Source organism: Parasulfuritortus cantonensis, from assembly GCF_004337445.1.
Taxonomy (GTDB): Bacteria; Pseudomonadota; Gammaproteobacteria; order Burkholderiales; family Thiobacillaceae; genus Parasulfuritortus; species Parasulfuritortus cantonensis.
This window is the reverse complement of sequence record NZ_SJZB01000012.1, coordinates 59,288-80,465: the sequence shown is the minus strand read 5'-3', so window position 1 is coordinate 80,465 and position 21,178 is coordinate 59,288. Positions and strand designations below refer to the sequence as shown.

19 protein-coding genes are annotated in these 21,178 nt (G+C 68.5%); 6 read left to right on the top strand and 13 right to left on the bottom strand.

Annotation, left to right across the window (positions count from 1 at the left end; translation table 11 throughout):
* A partial coding sequence (locus tag EZJ19_RS02995; protein WP_476704066.1) for an ABC transporter permease occupies window positions 1-467 on the bottom strand: 467 nt, incomplete at its 3' end.
* Between the two features lie 105 nt (window positions 468-572).
* A complete protein-coding gene (gene pstS / locus EZJ19_RS02990) occupies window positions 573-1,604 on the bottom strand; it encodes a phosphate ABC transporter substrate-binding protein PstS (protein WP_240754628.1) in 1,032 nt (343 codons plus the stop codon).
* Window positions 1,605-1,758: 154 nt separating this feature from the next.
* Between pstS and EZJ19_RS02985 the strand changes: the two genes are divergently transcribed.
* Complete coding sequence (locus EZJ19_RS02985) at window positions 1,759-2,994, top strand: glycosyltransferase family 4 protein (RefSeq protein ID WP_131444813.1); 1,236 nt, start codon at window positions 1,759-1,761, stop codon at window positions 2,992-2,994.
* Here the strand turns inward: EZJ19_RS02985 and EZJ19_RS02980 are convergent.
* Together EZJ19_RS02980 and EZJ19_RS02975 are read right to left on the bottom strand one after the other, a co-directional pair.
* Window positions 2,991-4,139: a glycosyltransferase gene (locus EZJ19_RS02980; protein ID WP_240754627.1), complete on the bottom strand. Its 1,149-nt coding sequence runs from the start codon at window positions 4,137-4,139 to the stop codon at window positions 2,991-2,993. The genes EZJ19_RS02985 and EZJ19_RS02980 overlap by 4 nt on opposite strands.
* The gene (locus EZJ19_RS02975; protein WP_131444812.1) at window positions 4,136-4,942 is read right to left on the bottom strand and encodes a UDP-2,3-diacylglucosamine diphosphatase; all 807 of its coding nucleotides are present in this window, start codon (window positions 4,940-4,942) and stop codon (window positions 4,136-4,138) included. Before EZJ19_RS02975 ends, EZJ19_RS02980 begins: the two co-directional genes overlap by 4 nt.
* Before the next feature lie 114 nt (window positions 4,943-5,056).
* Here EZJ19_RS02975 and EZJ19_RS02970 point away from each other — a divergent pair, with 114 nt between their 5' ends.
* The 4 genes from EZJ19_RS02970 to EZJ19_RS02955 all read left to right on the top strand — a co-directional run bounded on the left by EZJ19_RS02970 (window position 5,057) and on the right by EZJ19_RS02955 (window position 10,181).
* Window positions 5,057-6,853 (top strand): GGDEF domain-containing protein, encoded by a 1,797-nt coding sequence (locus tag EZJ19_RS02970; protein ID WP_131444811.1) that lies wholly within the window; start codon window positions 5,057-5,059, stop codon window positions 6,851-6,853.
* A gap of 37 nt (window positions 6,854-6,890) precedes the next feature.
* A complete protein-coding gene (locus EZJ19_RS02965; RefSeq protein ID WP_131444810.1) occupies window positions 6,891-7,652 on the top strand; it encodes a GNAT family N-acetyltransferase in 762 nt (253 codons plus the stop codon).
* A 266-nt stretch (window positions 7,653-7,918) separates the two neighbouring features.
* On the top strand, window positions 7,919-8,119 hold the full coding sequence (locus tag EZJ19_RS02960) for a hypothetical protein (RefSeq protein ID WP_131444809.1): 201 nt from the start codon (window positions 7,919-7,921) through the stop codon (window positions 8,117-8,119).
* A gap of 181 nt (window positions 8,120-8,300) precedes the next feature.
* Window positions 8,301-10,181 (top strand): pyruvate kinase, encoded by a 1,881-nt coding sequence (locus EZJ19_RS02955; protein ID WP_131444808.1) that lies wholly within the window; start codon window positions 8,301-8,303, stop codon window positions 10,179-10,181.
* Window positions 10,182-10,187: 6 nt separating this feature from the next.
* On the opposite strand, the gene EZJ19_RS02950 is transcribed toward EZJ19_RS02955, so the two are convergent.
* The 5 genes from EZJ19_RS02950 to EZJ19_RS02930 form a co-directional block, all read right to left on the bottom strand.
* Window positions 10,188-10,580 (bottom strand): bacteriohemerythrin, encoded by a 393-nt coding sequence (locus tag EZJ19_RS02950; protein WP_131444807.1) that lies wholly within the window; start codon window positions 10,578-10,580, stop codon window positions 10,188-10,190.
* 58 nt (window positions 10,581-10,638) lie between these two features.
* A complete protein-coding gene (gene glmM, locus EZJ19_RS02945; RefSeq protein ID WP_131444806.1) occupies window positions 10,639-12,000 on the bottom strand; it encodes a phosphoglucosamine mutase in 1,362 nt (453 codons plus the stop codon).
* 59 nt (window positions 12,001-12,059) lie between these two features.
* Entirely contained in the window at window positions 12,060-12,866 is an 807-nt protein-coding gene (folP, locus tag EZJ19_RS02940) for a dihydropteroate synthase (RefSeq protein WP_206199297.1), read from the bottom strand.
* Window positions 12,867-12,935: 69 nt separating this feature from the next.
* Entirely contained in the window at window positions 12,936-14,828 is a 1,893-nt protein-coding gene (gene ftsH / locus EZJ19_RS02935; RefSeq protein WP_131444804.1) for an ATP-dependent zinc metalloprotease FtsH, read from the bottom strand.
* 78 nt (window positions 14,829-14,906) lie between these two features.
* Window positions 14,907-15,533, bottom strand: a complete 627-nt coding sequence (locus EZJ19_RS02930) for an RlmE family RNA methyltransferase (protein WP_131444803.1) — start codon at window positions 15,531-15,533, stop codon at window positions 14,907-14,909.
* Window positions 15,534-15,583: 50 nt separating this feature from the next.
* On the opposite strand from EZJ19_RS02930, the gene EZJ19_RS02925 reads away from it, so the two are divergent.
* Window positions 15,584-15,877, top strand: a complete 294-nt coding sequence (locus EZJ19_RS02925) for a YhbY family RNA-binding protein (protein ID WP_131444802.1) — start codon at window positions 15,584-15,586, stop codon at window positions 15,875-15,877.
* Between the two features lie 3 nt (window positions 15,878-15,880).
* On the opposite strand, the gene EZJ19_RS02920 is transcribed toward EZJ19_RS02925, so the two are convergent.
* Genes EZJ19_RS02920 through carA form a run of 4 tightly spaced genes read right to left on the bottom strand, consistent with a single transcriptional unit; the run spans window position 15,881 to window position 21,158 of the window.
* Window positions 15,881-16,330 (bottom strand): DUF4149 domain-containing protein, encoded by a 450-nt coding sequence (locus tag EZJ19_RS02920; RefSeq protein ID WP_131444801.1) that lies wholly within the window; start codon window positions 16,328-16,330, stop codon window positions 15,881-15,883.
* Complete coding sequence (gene greA / locus EZJ19_RS02915; RefSeq protein ID WP_131444800.1) at window positions 16,330-16,806, bottom strand: transcription elongation factor GreA; 477 nt, start codon at window positions 16,804-16,806, stop codon at window positions 16,330-16,332. The genes EZJ19_RS02920 and greA overlap by 1 nt, the downstream gene beginning before the upstream one ends.
* Before the next feature lie 19 nt (window positions 16,807-16,825).
* Window positions 16,826-20,029: a carbamoyl-phosphate synthase large subunit gene (gene carB, locus EZJ19_RS02910; RefSeq protein WP_131444799.1), complete on the bottom strand. Its 3,204-nt coding sequence runs from the start codon at window positions 20,027-20,029 to the stop codon at window positions 16,826-16,828.
* A complete protein-coding gene (gene carA, locus EZJ19_RS02905; RefSeq protein WP_131444798.1) occupies window positions 20,022-21,158 on the bottom strand; it encodes a glutamine-hydrolyzing carbamoyl-phosphate synthase small subunit in 1,137 nt (378 codons plus the stop codon). Before carA ends, carB begins: the two co-directional genes overlap by 8 nt.
* Window positions 21,159-21,178 lie beyond the last annotated feature (20 nt).

The window sequence follows — 21,178 nt, the reverse complement described above, 5'->3', positions numbered from 1 at the left end:
TGCAGATAGGGCTCGACGTACTCGGCGAACAGCGGCGCGAAGATGAACAGGCCCCAGATGCCGTAGATGATGGACGGCACGCCGGCGAGCAGTTCGATGGCGGTGCCGAGCGGCCGGCGCAGCCAGGCCGGGCAGGTCTCGGTTAGGAACAGGGCGATGCCGAAGCTGACCGGCACGGCGATCAGCAGGGCGATGGCGGAGGTGACCAGGGTGCCGTAGATGGCGATCAGGGCGCCGTACTCGTCGTCCGGCACGCTCCAGACGTTGGTCCAGAGGAAGGCCGGCCCGAACGCCTTCAGGCTCGGCGTCGCCTCGACCGCCAGGGAGACCAGGATGCCGACCAGGCCGGCCAGGACGATCAGGGCAAACAGCAGGGTGGTGTTGTGGAACACCATGTCCTGCAGCTTGAACAGCTTGATTTTGGCGGCTTGCACATCCACCTGGCCGGTCCCAGCCGCTTCGCTCATCGCATCGTCCTGATCAATTCGGGGCTCTTCGGCAACCGCCTCGCGCGCAGCGAAGCGGCTCCCGAAGACGGTCCGGCGGAGCAACCCGCCGGACCGGCCGACACTTTACTTGATGTTCTTCATCTCGGCTTCAACCATCTTCACGACGTTGCCCGGCAGCGGCACGAAGTCGAGCTCGTCCGCCATCTTCTGGCCGTTGTTCAGAGCCCAGGTGAAGAACTCGACGACACCCTTCTGCTTGCTGGCGTCGCTGCCCTTCTCGTAGGCCAGGATGTAGGTGGCGGTGACGATCGGCCAGGCGTTCTTGTGGCTCTGGTCGAGCAGGTCGGGGGCCATGCCCTTGACCTTGAAGTTGGCGCCCGAGGCGGCCGCCTCGAAGGTGTCGCCGCTCGGCAGGACGAAGTTGCCGGCCTTGTTCTTCAGGGCCACGAAGGCCAGGCCGTTCTTCTTGGCGTCGGCGTAGTCGACGTAGCCGATGGCGCCGGCGATCTTCTGGACGTTGGCGGCGACGCCCGGGTTGCCCTTACCGCCGATCTCGTTGGCGGGCCAGTTCACGGTCTTGCCGGCGCCGACATCGCGCATGAAGGCGACCGACTGCTTGGCCAGGTAGTGGGTGACCACGTCGGTGGTGCCGGAACCGTCGGAACGGTGCACGATGGTGATGGCGGTATCGGGCAGGGCCATGCCGGGGTTCAGCTTGGCGATGGCGGGGGCGTTCCACTTGGTCACGGCACCGCGGAAGATTTCGGCGGCAGTGGCGCCGTCCAGCTTCAGCTGGCCGGACTTCACGCCGGGCAGGTTGACGACGATGGTGGCACCGCCCATGACGGCCGGGAACTGCACCAGGCCGGCGCCGTCCAGTTCGGATTCGCTCAGGGGCGCGTCGGTGCCGCCGAAGTCGACCGTCTTGGCCTTGATCTGCTTGATGCCGCCCGAGGAACCGATGCCCTGGTAGTTGACGGTGTTGCCGGTACTCGCCTTGTAGGCCTCGGCCCACTTGGTGTAGACGGCGTACGGGAAGGTGGCGCCCGCACCGGTGATGTCGGCGGCGAAGGCGGTGGCGCTGGCGGCGATGCCCATGGCCATCGCGGCGGCCAGACCGGCCAGTTTGAATTGGATGCGCTTGCTAACGAACATGTTGAGTCTCCGATCTAAGTGGACGGGCCGCCAATTGCGACTGGCCCGCATGTTAGTCGGGGCTTATTACAAATTTATTAACATTGTAATGTTGGTCCGAACATACCGCGGGCTGTCACAGCCCTGTCACGGACTCAAGGCAAGGTAGCGGGCCATGCAAGCCAGCGACCTGCTTTTCGAACACCTGCCCGTGGCCGCCCGGCGGCTGCGCGTGGCCATGGTCACCGAGACCTTCCCGCCCGAGATCAACGGCGTCGCCATGACCATCGGCCGCATCGTCGCCGCCCTGCAGGCGCGCGACCACCAGGTCCAGCTCATCCGTCCGCGCCAGCGCGGCGACGCCGCCGGCGCCAGCGCGGATGGGCATCTCGAACAGGTCCTGCGGCCGGGCATCCCGATCCCGCACTACCAGGGCCTGCACATGGGCCTGCCTGCCAAGCGCCTGCTCGCCAGGCTGTGGACCATGCGGCGCCCGGATGTCGTGCACATCGCCACCGAGGGGCCGCTCGGCTGGTCGGCCATGGCCGCCGCGCGCAAGCTCGGCATCCCGGTCCTGTCCGGCTTCCACACCAATTTCCACAGCTACAGCCGGCACTACGGCCTGGGCTGGCTGAAGAAGCCCATCCATGCCTACCTGCGCAAGTTCCACAACCAGGCCCGCCTCACCGTGGTGCCGACGCGCGGCCTGCGCGACGAGCTGACCGGCCAGGGCTACCGCAACATCGAAGTCCTGGCGCGCGGCGTCGACGGCGCCCTCTTCACCCCGGAGCGGCGCGACCCGGACCTGCGCCGGCACTGGGGCGTCGGCGACGCCGGCCTCGCCGTGCTCTACGTCGGCCGCCTGGCCCCGGAAAAGAACCTCGAACTCCTGGTGCGCGCCTTCGAGGCCGTCGAGGCCGTCCGCCCGGACGCCCGCCTGGTCCTGGTCGGCGACGGCCCGGAGGCGGCCACCCTGAAGGCCGCCCATCCGCGCTTCGTCCACGCCGGCGCCCACACCGGCACCGACCTGGCCCGCCATTACGCGTCCGCCGACCTGTTCCTGTTCCCCAGCCTGACCGAGACCTTCGGCAACGTCGTCCTCGAGGCCATGGCCAGCGGCCTGGCGGTGCTCGGCTTCGACTACGCGGCCGCCGCCGAGCACATCCGGCACGGCGAGAACGGCCTCAAGCCGGCCTTCGGCGACGAGGTCGCCTTCCTTGCCGAGGCGCGTCGACTGGCCGGCGCGCCGGCCCTGCTCGGCGATCTGCGCGAAGAAGCGCGTGCGGCGGCCCTGGCGGCATCCTGGAACGGCATCTACGAACGCCTGGAAGGCTATTACCTGCGCCTGGTGCGGGAAGGCGAGATCGGCCAGGAGGCCGCCCTGCGCCGGCTCGGGGTCGACGGCGCCTAGCTGACCAGGCCGCGGTACAGCTCGGCCAGGCGGCCGGCCATGCGGTCGTCGGCCCAGTCGCGGGCATAGCTCCTGGCCTCGGCGGCCAACCGGGCCCGCTTGGGATCGTCCTCGAGCAGGTCGGCGAGCGCCGCCGCGAAACCATCGACATCGTCGGGCGCGGCGACGCCGCCCAGGCCCGGCGCCAGGATGTCCTTGGTGCCCATGGCCGCCAGGGCCACCACCGGCAGCCCCATGGCCATGGCCTCCAGCAGCACCAGGCCCTGGGTCTCGGTGCGCGAGGCGAAGATGAAGGCGTCGGCCGCGGCGTAGGCGTCCGGCAACTGGTGCTGGCGGTCGAGATAGCCCAGAAAGCGCACCTGCTCGGCCACGCCGAGCGCGGCGGCACGCTGGCGCAGGGCCTTCTCGGCCGGGCCCTCGCCGGTGACCAGGAACAGCAACTCGGGCAGGCGACGGCGCGCCCGGGCCACCACCTCGATCAGGAAGCCGATGTTCTTCTCGTGCGCGACGCGGCCGACGAAGAGGACCACCGGGCGCCCCTCCGGGATGCCGTGGTCGGCCCGGAAACGGGCCCGGTCACCCTTGGCGAAGCGGCTCAGCGGGATGCCCGTGGGCAGGACGTGCATGGGTGCCCGGACGCCGTAGTCGGCCAGGCGGTCGCGCATGGCGGTGGACGGCACCACCACGGCGTCGAGGTCGTTGCACTGGGTGCGCGAGAAGCGGCGCGCCAGGCCCTTGAGCCAGGCCGGCGGCAGGAACGGCGCATAGTGGAACAGGTATTCCTCGAAGAAGGTGTGGTAGGTGGCGAGGACCGGCTTGTCCAGCCGGCGCGCCGCACGCAGGCCGGCGTAGTGGGCGATGAACGGCGTCTGGATGTGCACCAGGTCGCACTCGGCGGCCTCGGCGTGCACGGTGTCGCGGGTCTCCCGCCAGGGCAGCAGGCGGTCCTCCGGGTCGCGCGGGATGCGCCGGGCGCCGATGCGGGCGATGCCGTGCTGGTCCGGCTCCTCGCCATAGCGCGGCGCCACCAGGCGGATGTCCACGCCGGCCGGCGCAAGGGCCTGGCGGAAGGTCTCGATCGACGTCGACACCCCGTTGACGCGCGGGAAGTAGACGTCCGACACCATCAGTACGCGCGTGCTCACGCCGCCTTGCGCTCCGTCACGGCGGCGGCCACCTCGGCCACGGCCAGGGGCACCGGCCGGTGCCGTTCCAGGCCATCCCAGTCGACCAGTTCCAGCCGGCCGTCGAGGTGCTCGACGATGGCGGTGCAGGAATCCACCCAATCGCCGCAGTTGATGTAGGTGAGGCCGTCGACCTCCTTCATCGCGGCCCAGTGTATGTGGCCGCAGATGACCCCGTCGAGGCCGCGTTCGCGGACGTTGCGGATGACCGAGTGCTCGAAGTCGAAGATGAACTCCAGGGCCCGCTTGACCTTGCGCTTGGCGTAGCCGGCCAGGGACCAGTAGCCGGCCAGGCCGAGGCTGCGGCGCACCCAGGACAGCCAGCCGTTGAGGCGCACCAGGGTGTTGTAGGCGATGTCGCCGAGCACCGCCACCCACCTGTGGTAGCGGGTCACCTGGTCGAACTCGTCGCCGTGGACGAGCAGGAAGCGGCGCCCGTCGGCGGTCTCGTGCACGTATTCCCCGACCACCTCGATGTCGCCGAAGGCAACGCCGTGGTACTCCCGCAGGGCCTCGTCGTGGTTGCCCGGGATGAACACCACGCGCTCACCGTGGCGGGCCCGGCGCAGTATCTTCTGGACCACGGTGTTCTGCGCCGGGCTCCAGTGGATGCCGCGGCTCATCGACCAGAAGTCGATGATGTCGCCGACCAGGAACAGGTGCTCGGACGGGTGTTCGCGCAGGAAGTCCAGCAGCCGGTCGGCCTGGCAGGCACGCGTACCCAGGTGGATGTCGGACAGGAAGACGGAACGGACATTCGGCATGGCCGGCATCCTGCCCGCGGTGTGTGACACGGCGATGACAGGGCCTCGGCATCCGTCATCAGGGCGTCAAACGGGTCTGCTAGTGTCGCGCCGCCCAATCACGCCGCCGCCCCGATGGAACTCGCCAGCATCCTGCGCCACCGCCGCCTGCAGCCTCTGCTGCAGCCCATACTGGATCTCGAGGACGCCGGCGCGCACGGTTACGAAGGGCTCATCCGCGGCCCCTCCGACAGCGTCCTGCATTCGCCCTTCGCCCTGCTGCGGGCCGCCGACCAGGCCGGCCTGCGCCTGGAAACCGAACTGCTCTGCATCGACATCATCGTCGCCGACTTCGCCCGCCAGGGCCTGGCCGGCCGGCTGTTCCTGAACCTCTCGCCGCGGCTCATGGTCGACCACCACCCGCTCCCGCTCGAACGCCTGCAGGCGACCCTCAGGGCGCATTCGGTCGCCCCCGAACGCATCGTCATCGAGCTCACCGAGGACGCCGTACCGGCCGAGTCGGCCGCCCTCCTCGACGTCCTGCCCGACTACCGCGGCCTCGGCCTGCACATCGCCCTCGACGACCTCGGCGAGGGCTACTCGAGCCTGCGCCGCTGGTCGGAACTGCGGCCGCATTACGTCAAGATCGACAAGCACTTCGTCTCCGGCATCAACCAGGACCCCGTGAAGCTGCAGTTCGTCCGCTCCCTGCAGCAGATCGCGGTCAACTCCGGTGCCCGGCTGATCGCCGAGGGCGTCGAGACGCGTGCCGAGCTGGGTCTGATGCGGGAACTCGGCATCCGCTTCGCCCAGGGCTATTTCATCGGCCGCCCCATGGCCACGCCGGGCGTCAGCCTGGAGGTTCTGGAGGCCATGAAGACGGGCGGCCGAGGCCAGGTAGTGGCCGGCTTCAACGTCCAGGCCGACAAGCTGCTCATCGAGGCCCCCGTGCTGCGCGCCAGCGACAGCAACGAGACGGCCCTCGACCTGTTCAAGAGCCACGCCCACCTGCACGCCCTGGCCGTGGTCGAGAGCGCCCGGCCGATCGGCCTGGTCAACCGCTACACCCTCATCGACCACTTCTCGCGGGTCTTCGTGCGCGAACTGCACGGGCGCCGATCCTGCACCCAATTCATGGATCCGGCCCCGCTGGTGGTCGACCGCGCGACGCCGGTCGAGGAACTGAGCAAGCTGGTCGTCCACAAGGGCAAGGCGACCTTCACGGACGGTTTCGTCATCACCGACGACGGTGCCTACCTGGGCATCGGTTCCGGCTTCGACCTGATGCAGGTCATCATGCAGTTGCAGATCACCGCGGCGCGCTATTCCAACCCCCTCACCCAGTTGCCCGGCAACGTCCCCATCAACAACCACATCCAGCGCCTGCTCGACGAAGGGCTGCGCTTCCGCGCCGCCTACTGCGATATCGACAATTTCAAGCCGTTCAACGACATCTACGGCTACGACCGCGGCGACGAGGTGATCCTGCTGGTCTCCGAGGTGCTCCGGGAAGGCGTCGAGGCCGGGCGCGACTTCCTCGGCCACATCGGCGGCGACGACTTCTTCATCCTGTTCCGCAGCGACGACTGGGAAGACCGCTGCATGGCGATACTGGCACGCTTCCAGGCCCGCTGCGCGCGCCTGTACGAGGCCGGCCACGTGATCGAGGGCGGCTACTACAGCGAGGACCGCGCCGGCCACACGGTGTTCCATCCCCTGCCCACCCTGTCGATCGGCATCGTCGACGCCGAGGCGGCCGCCTACCGGTCCCACCACGAGGTCGCCGCGACGGCGGCGGTGGCCAAGAAGCAGGCCAAGAAGCAGGCCAAGAAGAAGCCCGGCAACAGCCTGTTCGTGGAACGGCGCCGGGCGCCGGCGCCGGTAACCAATCTTTCACCGTCGGTTAACTCCGCTGTCACGCAGCCTTCCTAGAGTGTCCACACCGCAACGAGATGGACACATAACGATCATGCATACCGGATTGCAGGTAGAAGAAGGCCGCAAGAAGCGCCAGTTCCGCGTGGCGCTGGCGAGCAGCCGAGAGGAGATACGCGAGGCCCAGAAGCTGCGCTGGCAGATCTTCGCCGAGGAGATGGGCGCGCACCTGGATTCGCCCGAGCCGGGCCTGGACATCGACCTGTACGACCGCTGGTGCGACCACCTGATCGTGCGCGACCTCGACAACGGCGAGGTCGTCGGCACCTACCGCATCCTCAGCCCGGAGGCCGCCAAGCAGATCGGCAACTACTACTCCGACCAGGAGTTCGACCTCACCCGCCTGGGCCACATCCGCGAGCGCATGGTCGAGATCGGCCGCTCCTGCGTCCACCCCGACTACCGTAACGGCGGCACCATCGCCTTGCTCTGGTCCGGCCTCGCCAGCTACATGCAGGAACGCGGCTACGACTACCTGATGGGCTGCGCCAGCATCGCCATGCAGGACGGCGGCCACAACGCCGCCGGGGTCTGGCACGCGGTGCGCAAGAAGCACTTGGCGCCGGTCGAATGGCGCGTCTTCCCGCGCTGCCCGCTGCCGCTGGAGGCGCTCACCAGCGAAGCCGCCCCCATCGTGCCGCCGCTGATCAAGGGCTACCTGCGCGCCGGCGCCTACGTGTGCGGGGAACCGGCCTGGGACCCCGACTTCAACACCGCCGACATCCTGATCCTCCTACCCATGCTCAAGGTCAGTCCCGCCTACGCCCGCCACTTCCTGGCCGGGCAGCCGGAATAAGCGTCCGGCAGCCCCCCTCCCGAGGCCCGGCCGCCCGCATGGACGGCCGGGCCTCGGCGTCTCCGCGCGGGCGCGCAGCGCGGGCGTGATTTCCATATTTCACACTTATTGATCCGTATTTACGTAATTTAAAAAACACGATCAATAGAATCACCCCATCCGGCGTTGTGCCGGATGCCCGGTCACCCACACGGGCCGCGGCGTAGTTCGACTCCTCTGATGAACACCCTCGATCCAACCTTGAACTTAACTTAGGAGACTCCCCCATGGCGATTCAAGAACTCAACCGGCAAGAAATCGAGGAAGTATCCGGCGGCAGCCTCGACCTGAGTACCCTGCTGAGCCCGGTCTTCGACCTGGTCGGCAGCGTGGTCAGCCTGGTATCCACCGTGGTCGGCACCGTCGTCAGCCTGGTGTCCGGCCTGCTCACCAGCGTCCTCAGCGTCGTCAGCGGCTTGCTCGGCTGATCCCCGGGGCGGCCGCGCGATAGCGCGTGCCGCCCCCTCCTTGCGCGCCGGTGCCGGGCTGGCGCCGGCGGCGACCCGAAGCCCGCTCCGTCACCCCGAACCCGGTCGCCGCCACCCGCTGTCATATTTCCTGAACGGCAGCTTGCTAGATTGATACGGAAATCCAGTCAACAAGGTTACCGTGTCCGTACCCACCACCGCCGAGATCGCCGCCGCCAGCCTCCGCACCCTGCTCGAACTCCGCCGCCACGCCCTCGATCTGGAGCTCGGCCATCGCCCCAAGATACGCGCCGTGCCCGCCAGCCACCGGGCCAGTGCCAGCAACCTGCTCCACTACCTCGCCCTCCGGCAGCACGACATCCGCACCCTGCAACAGCAACTGAGGCTGCTCGGCGTCAGCCGCCTGGCCGCCGCCGAGGCGCACACCCTGGCGTCACTGGATGCCGTCGCCGGCGCCCTGCGCGCCCTGGCCGGGCTGCCCGCCGAGGCGCCCGGGCCCGAGGCCGAGGGTGCCGTCGCCATCGCCGCGGGCGAGGCCGTGCTGCGGGCGCGCGCCGAGGAACTGTTCGGCCCGGCCCGGGCCAGCCACGCCAGCCGGATCATGGTCACCCTGCCGTCCGAGGCGGCCAGCCAGCCGAAGCTGCTGCACGACCTGCTCAATGCCGGCCTCGACATCATCCGCATCAATTGCGCCCACGACGGGCCGGAGGCCTGGCTGGCCATGATCGGCAACCTGCGGGCGGCCGAGCAGGCCACCGGGCGCCGCTGCAAGGTGCACGCCGACCTGGCCGGACCCAAGCTGCGCACCGGCGCCATCGCGCCGATCGGCCGCCTGGTGGAATTCAAGCCCGAACGCGACAGCTGGGGCCGGGTGACGGCGCCGGCACGCATCTGGCTGACCCCGCGCAGCCGCACCGAGCCGGCCAGCGTCGACGTCGACGCCTGCCTGCCGGTCGACGACGCGGTGATCGCGGCGGCCAACGCCCGCGACATCCTCGACGTCCAGGACAGCCGCGGCTCCCAGCGCCACCTGCGCATCAAGGAACGCTTCGGCGATTCCTGGCTGGCTCTCTGCTTCCAGCGCGGCTATATCCCGGACGGCAGTCCGTGCGAACTGTACCGCGAGGACAAGGCGATCGTCCAGGGGACGGTCGGCCCGCTGCCCGAGGTCTGCCTGCCGATCCAGCTGCGCATCGGCGACAAGCTGCTGGTCACCAGCGAGACGCGCCCCGGCCAGATGGCCCGGCACGACGAGGCCGGCCGCCTGCTGCGCGCCGCCTCCATCCCGTGCACCCTGGACGCGGTATTCCCGGCCGCCGAGGCCGGCCAGGCGATCTGGTTCGACGACGGCCGCCTGGGTGGCCGCATCCTGGACAACCACGACGGCGTCATCACGGTCGAGATCACCCATGCCTCGCCGCAGGGCAGCAAGCTGCGCGCCGAGAAGGGCATCAACCTGCCCGACACCGACCTCGCCATCCCGGCCCTGACCGAGCAGGACAAGGCCGACCTGGCGGTCCTGGCGCCGCACATCGACATGGTCGGCCTGTCCTTCGTACGCCACCCCGCCGACCTCGCCGACCTCCAGCAGGAGCTTACCCGCCTCGGTGCCGGCCGGGTCGGCACGGTGGTCAAGATCGAGACCCGCCAGGCCTTCGAACATCTGCCGGAAATCCTCCTGGCCGGCCTGCGCCACCCGCCCCTGGGGGTCATGGTGGCGCGCGGCGACCTGGCCGTGGAGATCGGCTTCGAACGCCTGTCCGAGGTGCAGGAGGAGATCCTCTGGCTGTGCGAGGCGGCGCACGTGCCGGTGGTCTGGGCCACCCAGGTGCTGGAGACCATGACCAAGCGCGGCATCCCGTCGCGCGCCGAGGTCTCCGACGCCGCCCTGTCGGCGCGGGCGGAGTGCGTGATGCTCAACAAGGGGCCGTACATCGTCGAGACGACGGCCTTCCTGAGCGACATCCTGACCCGCATGGAAGGCCACCGCGCCAAGCGCTCGCCGACCATGCGCCGGCTCGCCGTGTCCGACCTGCCGGGCGAGGCGCCCGCGGCCGACTAGCGGGGCTCAGGCGGTCTGGCCGAGGGCCGCGAAACGCGCGTCCCGGGTCTGGATGTGCTTGAGCAGGAAATCCTGGACGGCGCGGACCTTGGCCAGTTCCAGCGCCGCCTGCCCGGCCTTGTGCAGCTCCAGGATGGCGTCGAGCTCGTCCATCATGTGCATGTGGTCGGCGACGTGGTCGTCGTAGTCCACGTAGCTGGCCAGGCGCATGAGCAGCTCCTCGGACATGAAGTGCGCCGAGCTGTAGGCCACCAGCTGATCGAGTATCTCGGCGGCCAGCTTGGCGTCGCCGCCCTGTTCGAGGTGGTCGACCAAGGCCTGCGCCAGGCCGATCTGGATCTGGTGCTCGCGCTCCATGACGGCGCCGGGCGCCTTGGCGTGTTCTGCGGAATGGGGCATGACGGACTCCGTTGGTTGGACCTGCTGAATGGACCTAATGGTACCGCAAGCGCCCGCCTCAAACCCCGGCCGCGGCCCGCACCGCGGCGGCGATGCGCTCGGCGCAGCGGCTGACCTGGTCGGCGTCGCGGCCTTCCACCATGACGCGGATGAGCGGCTCGGTGCCGGAGGCGCGCAGGACGACCCGGCCGTTGTCGCCCAGTTCCGCCTCGACGGCGGCGACCGCGGCCGGGACGCCGGCCTGGCCCTCGAGCGTGAAGCCGCGCGCGACGCGGACGTTGATGAGGACCTGCGGGAAGACCGGGCAGTCGCGGATGACGTCGGCCAGGCTGCGGCCCGAGCGGCGCAGGGCGGCCAGGACCTGGAGCGCCGAGATGATGCCGTCGCCGGTCGTGTGGCGGTCCAGGCAGAGTATGTGGCCCGACGTCTCGCCGCCCAGCTGCCAGCCGGCCTCGTTGAGCATCTCGAGGACGTAGCGGTCGCCCACCTTGGCGCGCCGGAAGTCGCAGCCGAGGGCACGCAGGGCCGTCTCGGTGCCCAGGTTGGTCATCAGGGTGCCGACCACGCCGCCCTTGAGCTGGCCGCTCTCCAGGCGGTGCCGGGCGATGGCGTAGAGCAGGCGGTCGCCGTCGGCGATCTCGCCGCTGCGGTCGGCCATGATCAGGCGGTCGCCGTCGCCGTCCAGGGCAATGCCGAGGTCGGCGCCCTGTTCCCGCACGGCCCGGGCCAGGGCTTCGGGATGGGTGGCGCCGCAGGCCTCGTTGATGTTGAAGCCGTCCGGCCGGTTGCCGACCGCGATGACCTCGGCGCCCAGTTCGTGGAATACCGGCGGGGCGATGTGGTAGCCGGCGCCGTGGGCGCAGTCGACCACCACGCGCAGGCCGCGCAGGTCCATGTCGTTCGGGAAGGTGCTCTTGCAGAACTCGATGTAGCGGCCGGCCGCGTCGTCCAGGCGCTTGACCTTGCCGAGGCCGCGCGAGGCCACGGTCTGCATGGGCGCGTCGAGGGCGGCCTCGATGGCCAGCTCGGTGTCGTCCGGCAGCTTGGCGCCGGTGGCCGAGAAGAACTTGATGCCGTTGTCGTCGTACGGGTTGTGCGAGGCCGAGATGACCACGCCGGCCTGCAGGCGCAGGGCCCGGGTCAGGTAGGCGATGCCGGGCGTCGGGATCGGCCCGGTCAGGCGCACGTCGACGCCGGCGGCGGTGAAGCCGGCCTCGAGGGCCGACTCGAGCATGTAGCCGGACACCCGGGTGTCCTTGCCGATCAGCACGCAGGGCCGTTCGCCGCCCAGGCTGGCGTGCCCGGTGGCGACCAGCACCTTGCCCGCGGCATAGCCCAGGCGCATGACGAAATCGGGCGTGATCGGGGTCTCGCCCACCTTGCCGCGCACGCCGTCGGTACCGAAATACTTCCTGCTCATGTCTGCCTCGTCCTCGTTGTTGCCGGCGCGGTCGCCACCGCGCCGGATGCTGGCCGCGCTCAGGCCCGGCCGGCGCTCGCCAGCCAGACCTTCAGCGCATCCACGGTTTCCGCGACATCGTGCACGCGCACGATGCCGGCGCCATTCTCCACCGCCCGCAACGCCGCCGCCACACTCCCGGCGACGCGGTCCGCCGGCACCTCCCGGCCGGTCAGGGCACCGATCATGCGCTTGCGCGACAGCCCGGCCAGTACCGGCGCGAGCCTGGCCAGCCGGGGCAGGGCTCGCAGGAGGGCGAGGTTGTGTTCCAGGCTCTTGCCGAAGCCGAAACCCGGGTCGATCCACAGCCGTGCACGGGCGATGCCGGCGGCCTCGGCGGCGGCGATGCGGTCGGCCAGGAAGGCCTCGACCTCGGCCACCACGTCGTCGTAACGGGGCGCGACCTGCATGCTGCGCGGCTCGCCCTGCATGTGCATGATGCAGAGTGCGCAATCGCTGTCCCGGACCGCCTCCCAGGCGCCCTCGGCACGGAAGCCGTAGACGTCGTTGATCATCGCCGCGCCGGCGGCGACGGCGGCGCGCATCACGGCCGGCTTCATGGTGTCGACGGAGACCGGCACGCCGAGGTCGTGGACGGCCTGGAGCACCGGCAGCACGCGCGCCAACTCGGCCTCGACCGGCACCGGCAGGGAGCCCGGCCGGGTCGACTCGCCACCCAGGTCCAGGATGGCGGCGCCGGCCGCGACCAGGGCGCCGGCATGGTCGAGCGCGGCGGCGTGGTCGAGGTAGCGGCCACCGTCGGAGAAGGAGTCCGGGGTGACGTTGACGATGCCCATCACCAATGGGCGGTCGGCGGGTATCGGCATGGCAGTGAGCGGAAATAAAGAAGCCCCGGCCGGCCGGCCGGGGCGCATCAGGCTAGTTCGGCGACGGCCTCAGGCTTCCTCGGCGGGCGTCGCGCTGGGCGCCGGGGCGCTCGGGGTATCGTTGCCGGAACGGGCCGGCGGCTGGGCGGCGGACGGCTTCGGCGGGCGCGGCGGGTTGCCGGCCATGATGTCGTCGATCTGCTCGGCGTCGATGGTCTCCCACTCCAGCAGGGCATGGGTCATGGCCTCGATCTTGTCGCGGTTGTCCTCGATGATCTTGCGCGCCCGGGCGTACTGCTCGTCGATGATGCGGCGCACCTCGCCATCGACCTTCTGCATGGTCGCTTCGGAGACGTTCTTGTGGGTGGTGATCGAGCGGCCCAGGAAGACCTCGCCCTCCTCCTCCCCGTAGACCATGGTGCCGAGTTCGTCGGACATGCCCCACTGGGTCACCATGCGCCGGGCCAGGTCGGTGGCGCGCTGGAAGTCGTTCGAGGCGCCGGTGGTCATCTGGTTCATGAACACCTCCTCGGCGATGCGGCCGCCGAACAGGACGCAGATGGTCGAGAGCAGGCGAATCTTGTCCTGGCTGTAGCGGTCCTCGGTGGGCAGCTGCATGGTCACGCCCAGGGCGCGGCCGCGCGGGATGATGGTGACCTTGTGCACCGGGTCGGTCTTGGGCAGGCAGCGTGCCACGACGGCATGGCCGGACTCGTGGTAGGCGGTGTTGCGGCGTTCCTCCTCGGGCATGACGATGGAGCGGCGCTCGGCGCCCATCATGATCTTGTCCTTGGCGCGCTCGAAGTCGTCCATGTCGACCACGCGCTTGTTGGCGCGCGCGGCGAACAGGGCCGCCTCGTTGACCAGGTTGGCCAGGTCGGCGCCGGAGAAGCCGGGCGTGCCGCGGGCGATGATGTCGGCCTTGACGTCGGCGGCCACGGGCACCTTGCGCATGTGCACCAGAAGGATCTGCTCGCGGCCGCGGATGTCGGGCAGCGGCACCACCACCTGGCGGTCGAAGCGGCCCGGGCGCATCAGGGCCGGGTCGAGGACGTCGGGACGGTTGGTGGCGGCGATCACGATGACGCCGAGGTTGCCCTCGAAGCCATCCATCTCGACCAGCAACTGGTTCAGGGTCTGTTCGCGTTCGTCGTTGCCGCCGCCCAGGCCGGCGCCGCGCTGGCGGCCGACCGCGTCGATTTCGTCGATGAAGATGATGCAGGGGGCCGACTTCTTGGCCTGCTCGAACATGTCGCGCACGCGGGCCGCGCCGACACCGACGAACATCTCGACGAAGTCGGAACCGGAGATCGAGAAGAACGGCACCTTGGCCTCGCCGGCGATGGCCTTGGCCAGCAGCGTCTTGCCGGTACCCGGGTTGCCGACCATCAGCACGCCGCGCGGGATGCGCCCGCCCAGCTTCTGGAACTTGGACGGGTCGCGCAGGAATTCGACCAGCTCGCTCACCTCTTCCTTGGCCTCGTCGCAGCCGGCCACGTCGGCGAAGGTGATCTGGTTGTTGTTCTCGTCCAGCATGCGGGCGCGGCTCTTCCCGAACGAGAAGGCGCCGCCCTTGCCGCCACCCTGCATCTGGCGCATGAAGAAGATCCAGACGCCGATCAGCAGCAACATGGGGAACCAGGACACGAAGATGCTCATCAGCATGGACGGCTCTTCGTCCGGCTTGGCCTCGATCACCACGCCGGCCTTGAGCAGGTCCGACACCATCCAGGGGTCGGAGGGCGCGTAGGTGGTGAAGCGGGCGCCGTCGCTGCGCACGCCGCGCAGGACGCGGCCGTCGATGGTCACCTTGGCGATCTGGCCCCCCTTCACCTCCTGGAGGAACTGGGAGTAGTCGACCTGGCTCTGCACCATCGGACGCGGCCCGAACTGGTTGAATACCGTCATCAGTATCACGGCGATGATCAGCCAGATGGCGACGTTCTTGAATAGATTGTTCAACGCGATTCCTTCGTACGACAGCTAAACGTTAGATGGGACCCTATCCGAATCCGACAGTTCAGGCAATCTATCGGCGTATTAGTCCCGGACTATCAAGCCCTTGGCCAACAGATAGACCTCCCGGCTGCGGTCGCGCGACGCTTTCGGCTTGCGTACCGCGACCGACCCGAAGACGGCCCGCAACTGCCGGACATAGTCCTCGAACCCGGAACCCTGAAAGACCTTGATCAGGAAGGCACCGTCCGGTTTCAGATGGCGTCCGGCGAAGTCCAGGGCCAACTCGGCCAGGTAGTAGCTCCGCGCCTGATCGGCCGAATCCACGCCGCTTATATTGGGGGCCATGTCGGAAAGGACAAGGTCGACGCCGGCGTCGATGCCGGCCGCCTCCAGCTCGGCCAGGACGGCGTCCTCGGTGAAGTCGCCCTGGATGAAGGTGACCCCGCCGATGCCGACCATCTCCAGGAGGTCGACGCCGACGATGCGGCCCTGGCCCTTCAGGCGCTGGACCGCCACCTGGCACCAGCCGCCCGGCGCGCAGCCGAGGTCCACCACGGTCTGGCCGGGCTTGAACAAGCGGTCCTTGTCGTCGATCTCCATGAGCTTGAAGGCGGCGCGCGAGCGCCAGCCCTGCTCGACCGACTGGCGGACGTAGAAGTCGTTGACGTGCTGGTGGTGCCAGGCGTGGGTCTTGGCTTGTCGTTTCATGTAATATCGGCCGCCTCTCAAACCGCCGAAGTCCGTATCAGGAGTCTGTTATGTTCGATCTCACGCCGCCCCAGCGCAAGTTCCTCAAGGCCCAGGCGCATAGCCTCAAGCCGGTGGTGATGATCGGCGGCAATGGCCTGACCGACGCCGTCCTGAAGGAGGCCGAGCGGGCCCTGGCCGCCCACGAGCTGGTCAAGATACGCTGCCTGGGCGACGACCGCGCCGCCCGCGAGGCCTGGCTGGTCGAGATCTGCGCGCGCCTGGACTGCGCGCCGGTCCAGCACATCGGCAAGATACTGCTGGTCTACAAGCCGGCCGAGGAGCCGCGCCTGGCGCTCCCCTGAGGCCTAGCGCGGCTTGGCCACCAGGACCAGGCCGAGCAGCGACTCGATCAGGTAGACCACGCTGGAGACGCCGTGCCAGGCCGCGAAGCGGTCCTTGAACAGGCTCTTCATGACGTCCTGCGGCATGGCCTGGTCCTTCAGATGCTGCATGATTGGCTGGATGCCGAAGTGCTGGGCCAGGGTGAGCAGCAGCATGACCAGGACGATCCAGAACGCCGCCTGCCGGAACGCCCCGACGCCGGAACGCAGCAAACGGTGGAGCAGCAGCCAGCCGCCGCACACCATGCCGGCGATGAATATCCAGGTGAACATGCGCCCGGCCAGGAATCCGGCCAACACGCGGTCGTCCAGGTGGTAGAACAGGGTCGGCGCGGCCAGGTAGCCGATCGCCCACATGCCGCCCACCCAGAGGGTGGCCGCCCAGCTGGCCAGCAGGTCCGGCAGGTTGCGCATCAGATGTAGTGGACGTCGAGGATTTCGTAGTGGCGCAGGCCGCCGGGCGCATGCACGTCGGCGATGTCGCCGGCGTACTTGCCGATCAGGGCGCGGGCGATGGGCGAGGACACGGAAATCTTGTTGGCCTTGATGTCGGCCTCGTCGTCGCCGACGATCTGGTACTTCACCTCGTCGCCGGTCTCGGCGTCGACCAGTTCCACGGTGGCGCCGAACACGATCCGGCCCTCGGCATCGAGGTGACGCGGATCGATGATCTGGGCGTTGGCCAGCTTGCCCTCCAGTTCCTTGATGCGCCCCTCGATGAAGCCCTGCTTCTCCTTGGCGGCATCGTATTCGGCGTTTTCCGACAGGTCGCCGTGGGAGCGCGCCTCGGCAATGGCGGCAATGACGTTGGGACGCTCGACCGACTTCAGACGCTGAAGCTCAGTCTTCAGCATCTCCGCGCCGGTGACGGTCAATGGCACTTTCTGCATCGGTATTCCTTCCGCCCGCTCAGCCCAGACGCTGGTGCAGGCTCTGCAAGTCGTAAACGGTGATTTCACCCCGGTCCTTCATGCCCAGGCAGGCCGCCTCGGCACCCGCCAGGGTGGTGTAGTAGGGGATGTTCTGGGCCAGCGCCGCGGTGCGGATGGACGACGAGTCCTTGATGGCCCGCTTGTCCTCGACGACGTTGATGATCAGTTGGACCTCCTGGTTCTTGATCATGTCGACGATGTGCGGCCGGCCCTCGGCCACCTTGTTGACCCGGGTGACCGGCATGCCGGCACCCTCGATCGCGCTCGCGGTGCCCTTGGTGGCGAGCAGACCGAAGCCGAGGTCGTTCAGGTGGCGCGCGATCTGCACCACGTCCGGGTGCTGGTAGTCGCGCACCGAGATGAACACGCTGCCCTTCTTCGGCAGGCTGACGCTGGCCGCGTACTGGGCCTTCAGGAAGGCCTCGCCGAAGCGGTCGGAGACGCCCATGACCTCGCCGGTGGACTTCATCTCCGGGCCCAGGATCGGATCGACGCCGGGGAACTTGCGGAACGGGAAGACCGCCTCCTTGACCGAATAGTAGGGCGGGATGACTTCGCGCACCGCGCCTTGGTCCTTGAGCGAGCGGCCGGTCATGCAGCGCGCGGCGATCTTGGCCAGGGGCCGGCCGGTGGCCTTGGACACGAAAGGCACCGTGCGCGAGGCGCGCGGGTTCACTTCCAGGACGTAGACGTCGTTGCCCTTGATGGCGAACTGCACGTTCATCAGGCCGACCACGTTGAGGGCCCTGGCCATCGCCACGGTCTGCCGGCGCAGCTCGTCCTGCAGGCGCGGCGACAGGCTGTAGGGCGGCAGCGAACAGGCGGAGTCGCCCGAGTGCACGCCGGCCTGCTCGATGTGCTCCATGATGCCGCCGATGAGGACGTCGGTACCGTCCGAGAGGGCGTCGACGTCGACCTCGATGGCGTCGCTCAGGAAGCGGTCCAGCAGCACCGGCGAATCGTTCGAGACCTTGACCGCCTCGCGCATGTAGCGCTGCAGGTCGGATTCCTCGTGGACGATCTCCATGGCCCGGCCGCCCAGCACGTAGGACGGCCGCACGACCAGCGGATAGCCGATTTCCTCGGCCAGGCGTATGGCCTCGTCCTCGGCCCGCGCGGTGCGGTTGGGCGGCTGCAGCAGGCCGAGGCCGTGCAGCATCTTCTGGAAGCGCTCGCGGTCCTCGGCGGCGTCGATCATGTCGGGCGTGGTGCCGATGATGGGCACGCCGTTCTTCTCCAGGTCGCGCGCCAGCTTGAGCGGCGTCTGGCCGCCGTACTGGACGATGACGCCCTCGGGCTTCTCGATGCGGACGATCTCCAGGACGTCTTCCAGAGTCAGCGGCTCGAAGTACAGGCGGTCGGAGGTGTCGTAGTCGGTCGACACGGTCTCTGGGTTGCAGTTGACCATGATGGTCTCGTAGCCGTCCTCGCGGCAGGCCTGGGCGGCATGCACGCAGCAGTAGTCGAACTCGATACCCTGGCCGATCCGGTTCGGGCCGCCGCCCAGGACCATGATCTTCTTGCGCTCGGACGGCTGCGCCTCGCATTCCTCCTCGTAGGTGGAATACAGGTAGGCCGTCGCGGTGGCGAACTCGGCGGCGCAGGTGTCGACGCGCTTGTAGACCGGGTGCACGCCCTGCTCCCAACGCCGGTGCCGGACCATGTGCTGGTCGGTGTCGAGGAGCTTGGCCAGGCGGCGGTCCGAGAAGCCGTTGCGCTTCAGGGTGTACAGCTCGTCCCGGGTCAGTTCGGCCAGGGAACGGCCGCGCAAGTCGTTCTCCTGCAGGACGATGGCGGCGATCTGGACCAGGAACCAGGGATCGATCTTGGTGATCCGGAACACCTCCTCCATGCTCATGCCGATCCGGAAGGCGTCGGCGACATAGAACAGCCGCTCGGCGCCCGGGTTGCTGATCTCGGCGACGATCTCGGCCTTGTCGGTGGACTTCTCGTCCAGACCGTCGGCACCGGTCTCGAGACCGCGCAGGGCCTTGTGCAGGGATTCCATCTGGGTGCGGCCGATCGCCATCACCTCGCCCACCGACTTCATCTGGGTGGTCAGGCGGTCGTTGGCGAGCGGGAACTTCTCGAACGCGAAACGCGGGATCTTGGTCACCACGTAGTCGATCGAGGGCTCGAACGAGGCCGGCGTGGCACCGCCGGTGATCTCGTTCCTGAGTTCGTCCAGGGTGTAGCCGACGGCCAGCTTGGCGGCCACCTTGGCGATCGGGAAACCGGTCGCCTTCGAGGCCAGGGCCGAGGAACGCGACACGCGCGGGTTCATCTCGATGACGATCATGCGGCCGTCATCGGGGTTGATGGCGAACTGGACGTTGGAGCCGCCGGTGTCGACGCCGATCTCGCGCAGGACCGCGATGGAGGCGTCGCGCAGGAGCTGGTATTCCTTGTCGGTCAGGGTCTGCGCCGGGGCGACGGTGATGGAGTCGCCGGTGTGCACGCCCATCGGGTCCAGGTTCTCGATCGAGCAGACGATGATGCAGTTGTCCGCCTTGTCGCGGACCACTTCCATCTCGTATTCCTTCCAGCCGATCAGGGATTCCTCGATCAGGAGTTCCTTGGTCGGCGAGGCCTCCAGGCCACGCTCGCAGATCTCGACGAACTCGCCCATGTTGTAGGCGATGCCGCCGCCGGTACCGCCCAGGGTGAAGGACGGCCGGATGATGACCGGGAAGCCGATGCCGGCCTGGACCTGCATGGCCTCCTCCATGGAGTGGGCGATGCCGGAGCGGGCCGAGCCGAGGCCGATGCGGGTCATCGCCTCCTTGAACAGCTGGCGGTCCTCGGCCATGTCGATGGCCTCTTTCTTGGCGCCGATCAGTTCGCAGCCGTACTTGTCGAGGACGCCGTGCCTGGCCAGGTCGAGGGCGCAGTTGAGCGCGGTCTGGCCACCCATGGTGGGCAGGACCGCATCCGGGCGCTCCTTCTCGATGATCTTCTCGATGGTCTGCCAGTTGATCGGCTCGATGTAGGTGGCATCGGCCGTCTCCGGGTCGGTCATGATGGTGGCCGGGTTGGAGTTCACCAGGATGACCCGGAAGCCTTCCTCGCGCAGGGCCTTGCAGGCCTGGGCGCCGGAATAGTCGAACTCGCAGGCCTGGCCGATGATGATCGGGCCGGCACCGATGATCAGGATGCTGTGGATATCGGTACGCTTAGGCATTGTTCCGCTCCTTCATCATGGCGACGAAGCGGTCGAACAGGTAACCGACGTCATGGGGGCCGGGACTGGCCTCCGGGTGGCCCTGGAAACTGAAGGCCGGGCAGTCGGTACGGGCAATGCCCTGCAGGCTGCCGTCGAACAGGGAGACATGGGTGGCGCGCAGGTTGCCCGGCAGGGTCTCGGCGTCGACCGCGAAGCCGTGGTTCTGGCTGGTGATCATGACGCGCTTGCTATCCAGGTCCTGGACCGGGTGGTTGCCGCCGTGGTGGCCGAACTTCATCTTCACGGTACGGGCCCCGGAGGCCAGGCCGAGGAGCTGGTGGCCCAGGCAGATGCCGTAGGTCGGCACGTTGGCCGCCAGGATCTCGCGGATGGCGTCGATGGCGTAATCGCACGGCTCCGGGTCGCCCGGGCCGTTGGACAGGAAGATGCCGTCCGGCTGCATCGCCAACACCTCGGCGGCCGGCGTCTGGGCCGGTACCACGGTAACCTTGCAGCCGCGACTGGTCAGCATGCGCAGGATGTTGCGCTTGACCCCGAAGTCGTAGGCGACGACGTGGAAAGCGGCCTCGCCGGGTTCGCCGAAGCCGCGGCCCAGCGCCCATTCGCCCTCGCGCCAGGCATAGGGTTCGGCACAGGTCACCACCTTGGCGAGGTCCTGGCCGGCCATGCTCGGGCAGGCCTGGGCACGCCGCAGCGCCTCGGCCTCGTCCACCGTGCCGGCCATGATGCAGCCGTTCTGGGCACCCTTCTCACGCAGCAGACGGGTCAGGCGGCGGGTATCGATGCCGGCGATGGCCACCACGCCCTGAGCGCGCAGATAGTCGGGCAGGGGCTGGGTCATGCGGAAGTTGCTGGCCAGGAGCGGCAGGTCGCGGATGATCAGCCCGGAGGCGTGCACCTTGGGCGACTCCTCATCCTGGGGGTTGGTGCCGACATTGCCGATGTGGGGATAGGTGAGGGTGATGATCTGCCGGCAATAGGACGGATCGGTAAGGATTTCCTGGTAGCCGGTCATGGAAGTGTTGAACACCACTTCGCCGACGCCAATGCCGTCGGCACCGATCGAGTAGCCGCGGAAGATGGAACCGTCGGCGAGCGTGAGGATCGCGGGCGCGAAGGAAGTCAAGATTACTCCTGCTTTAGAGC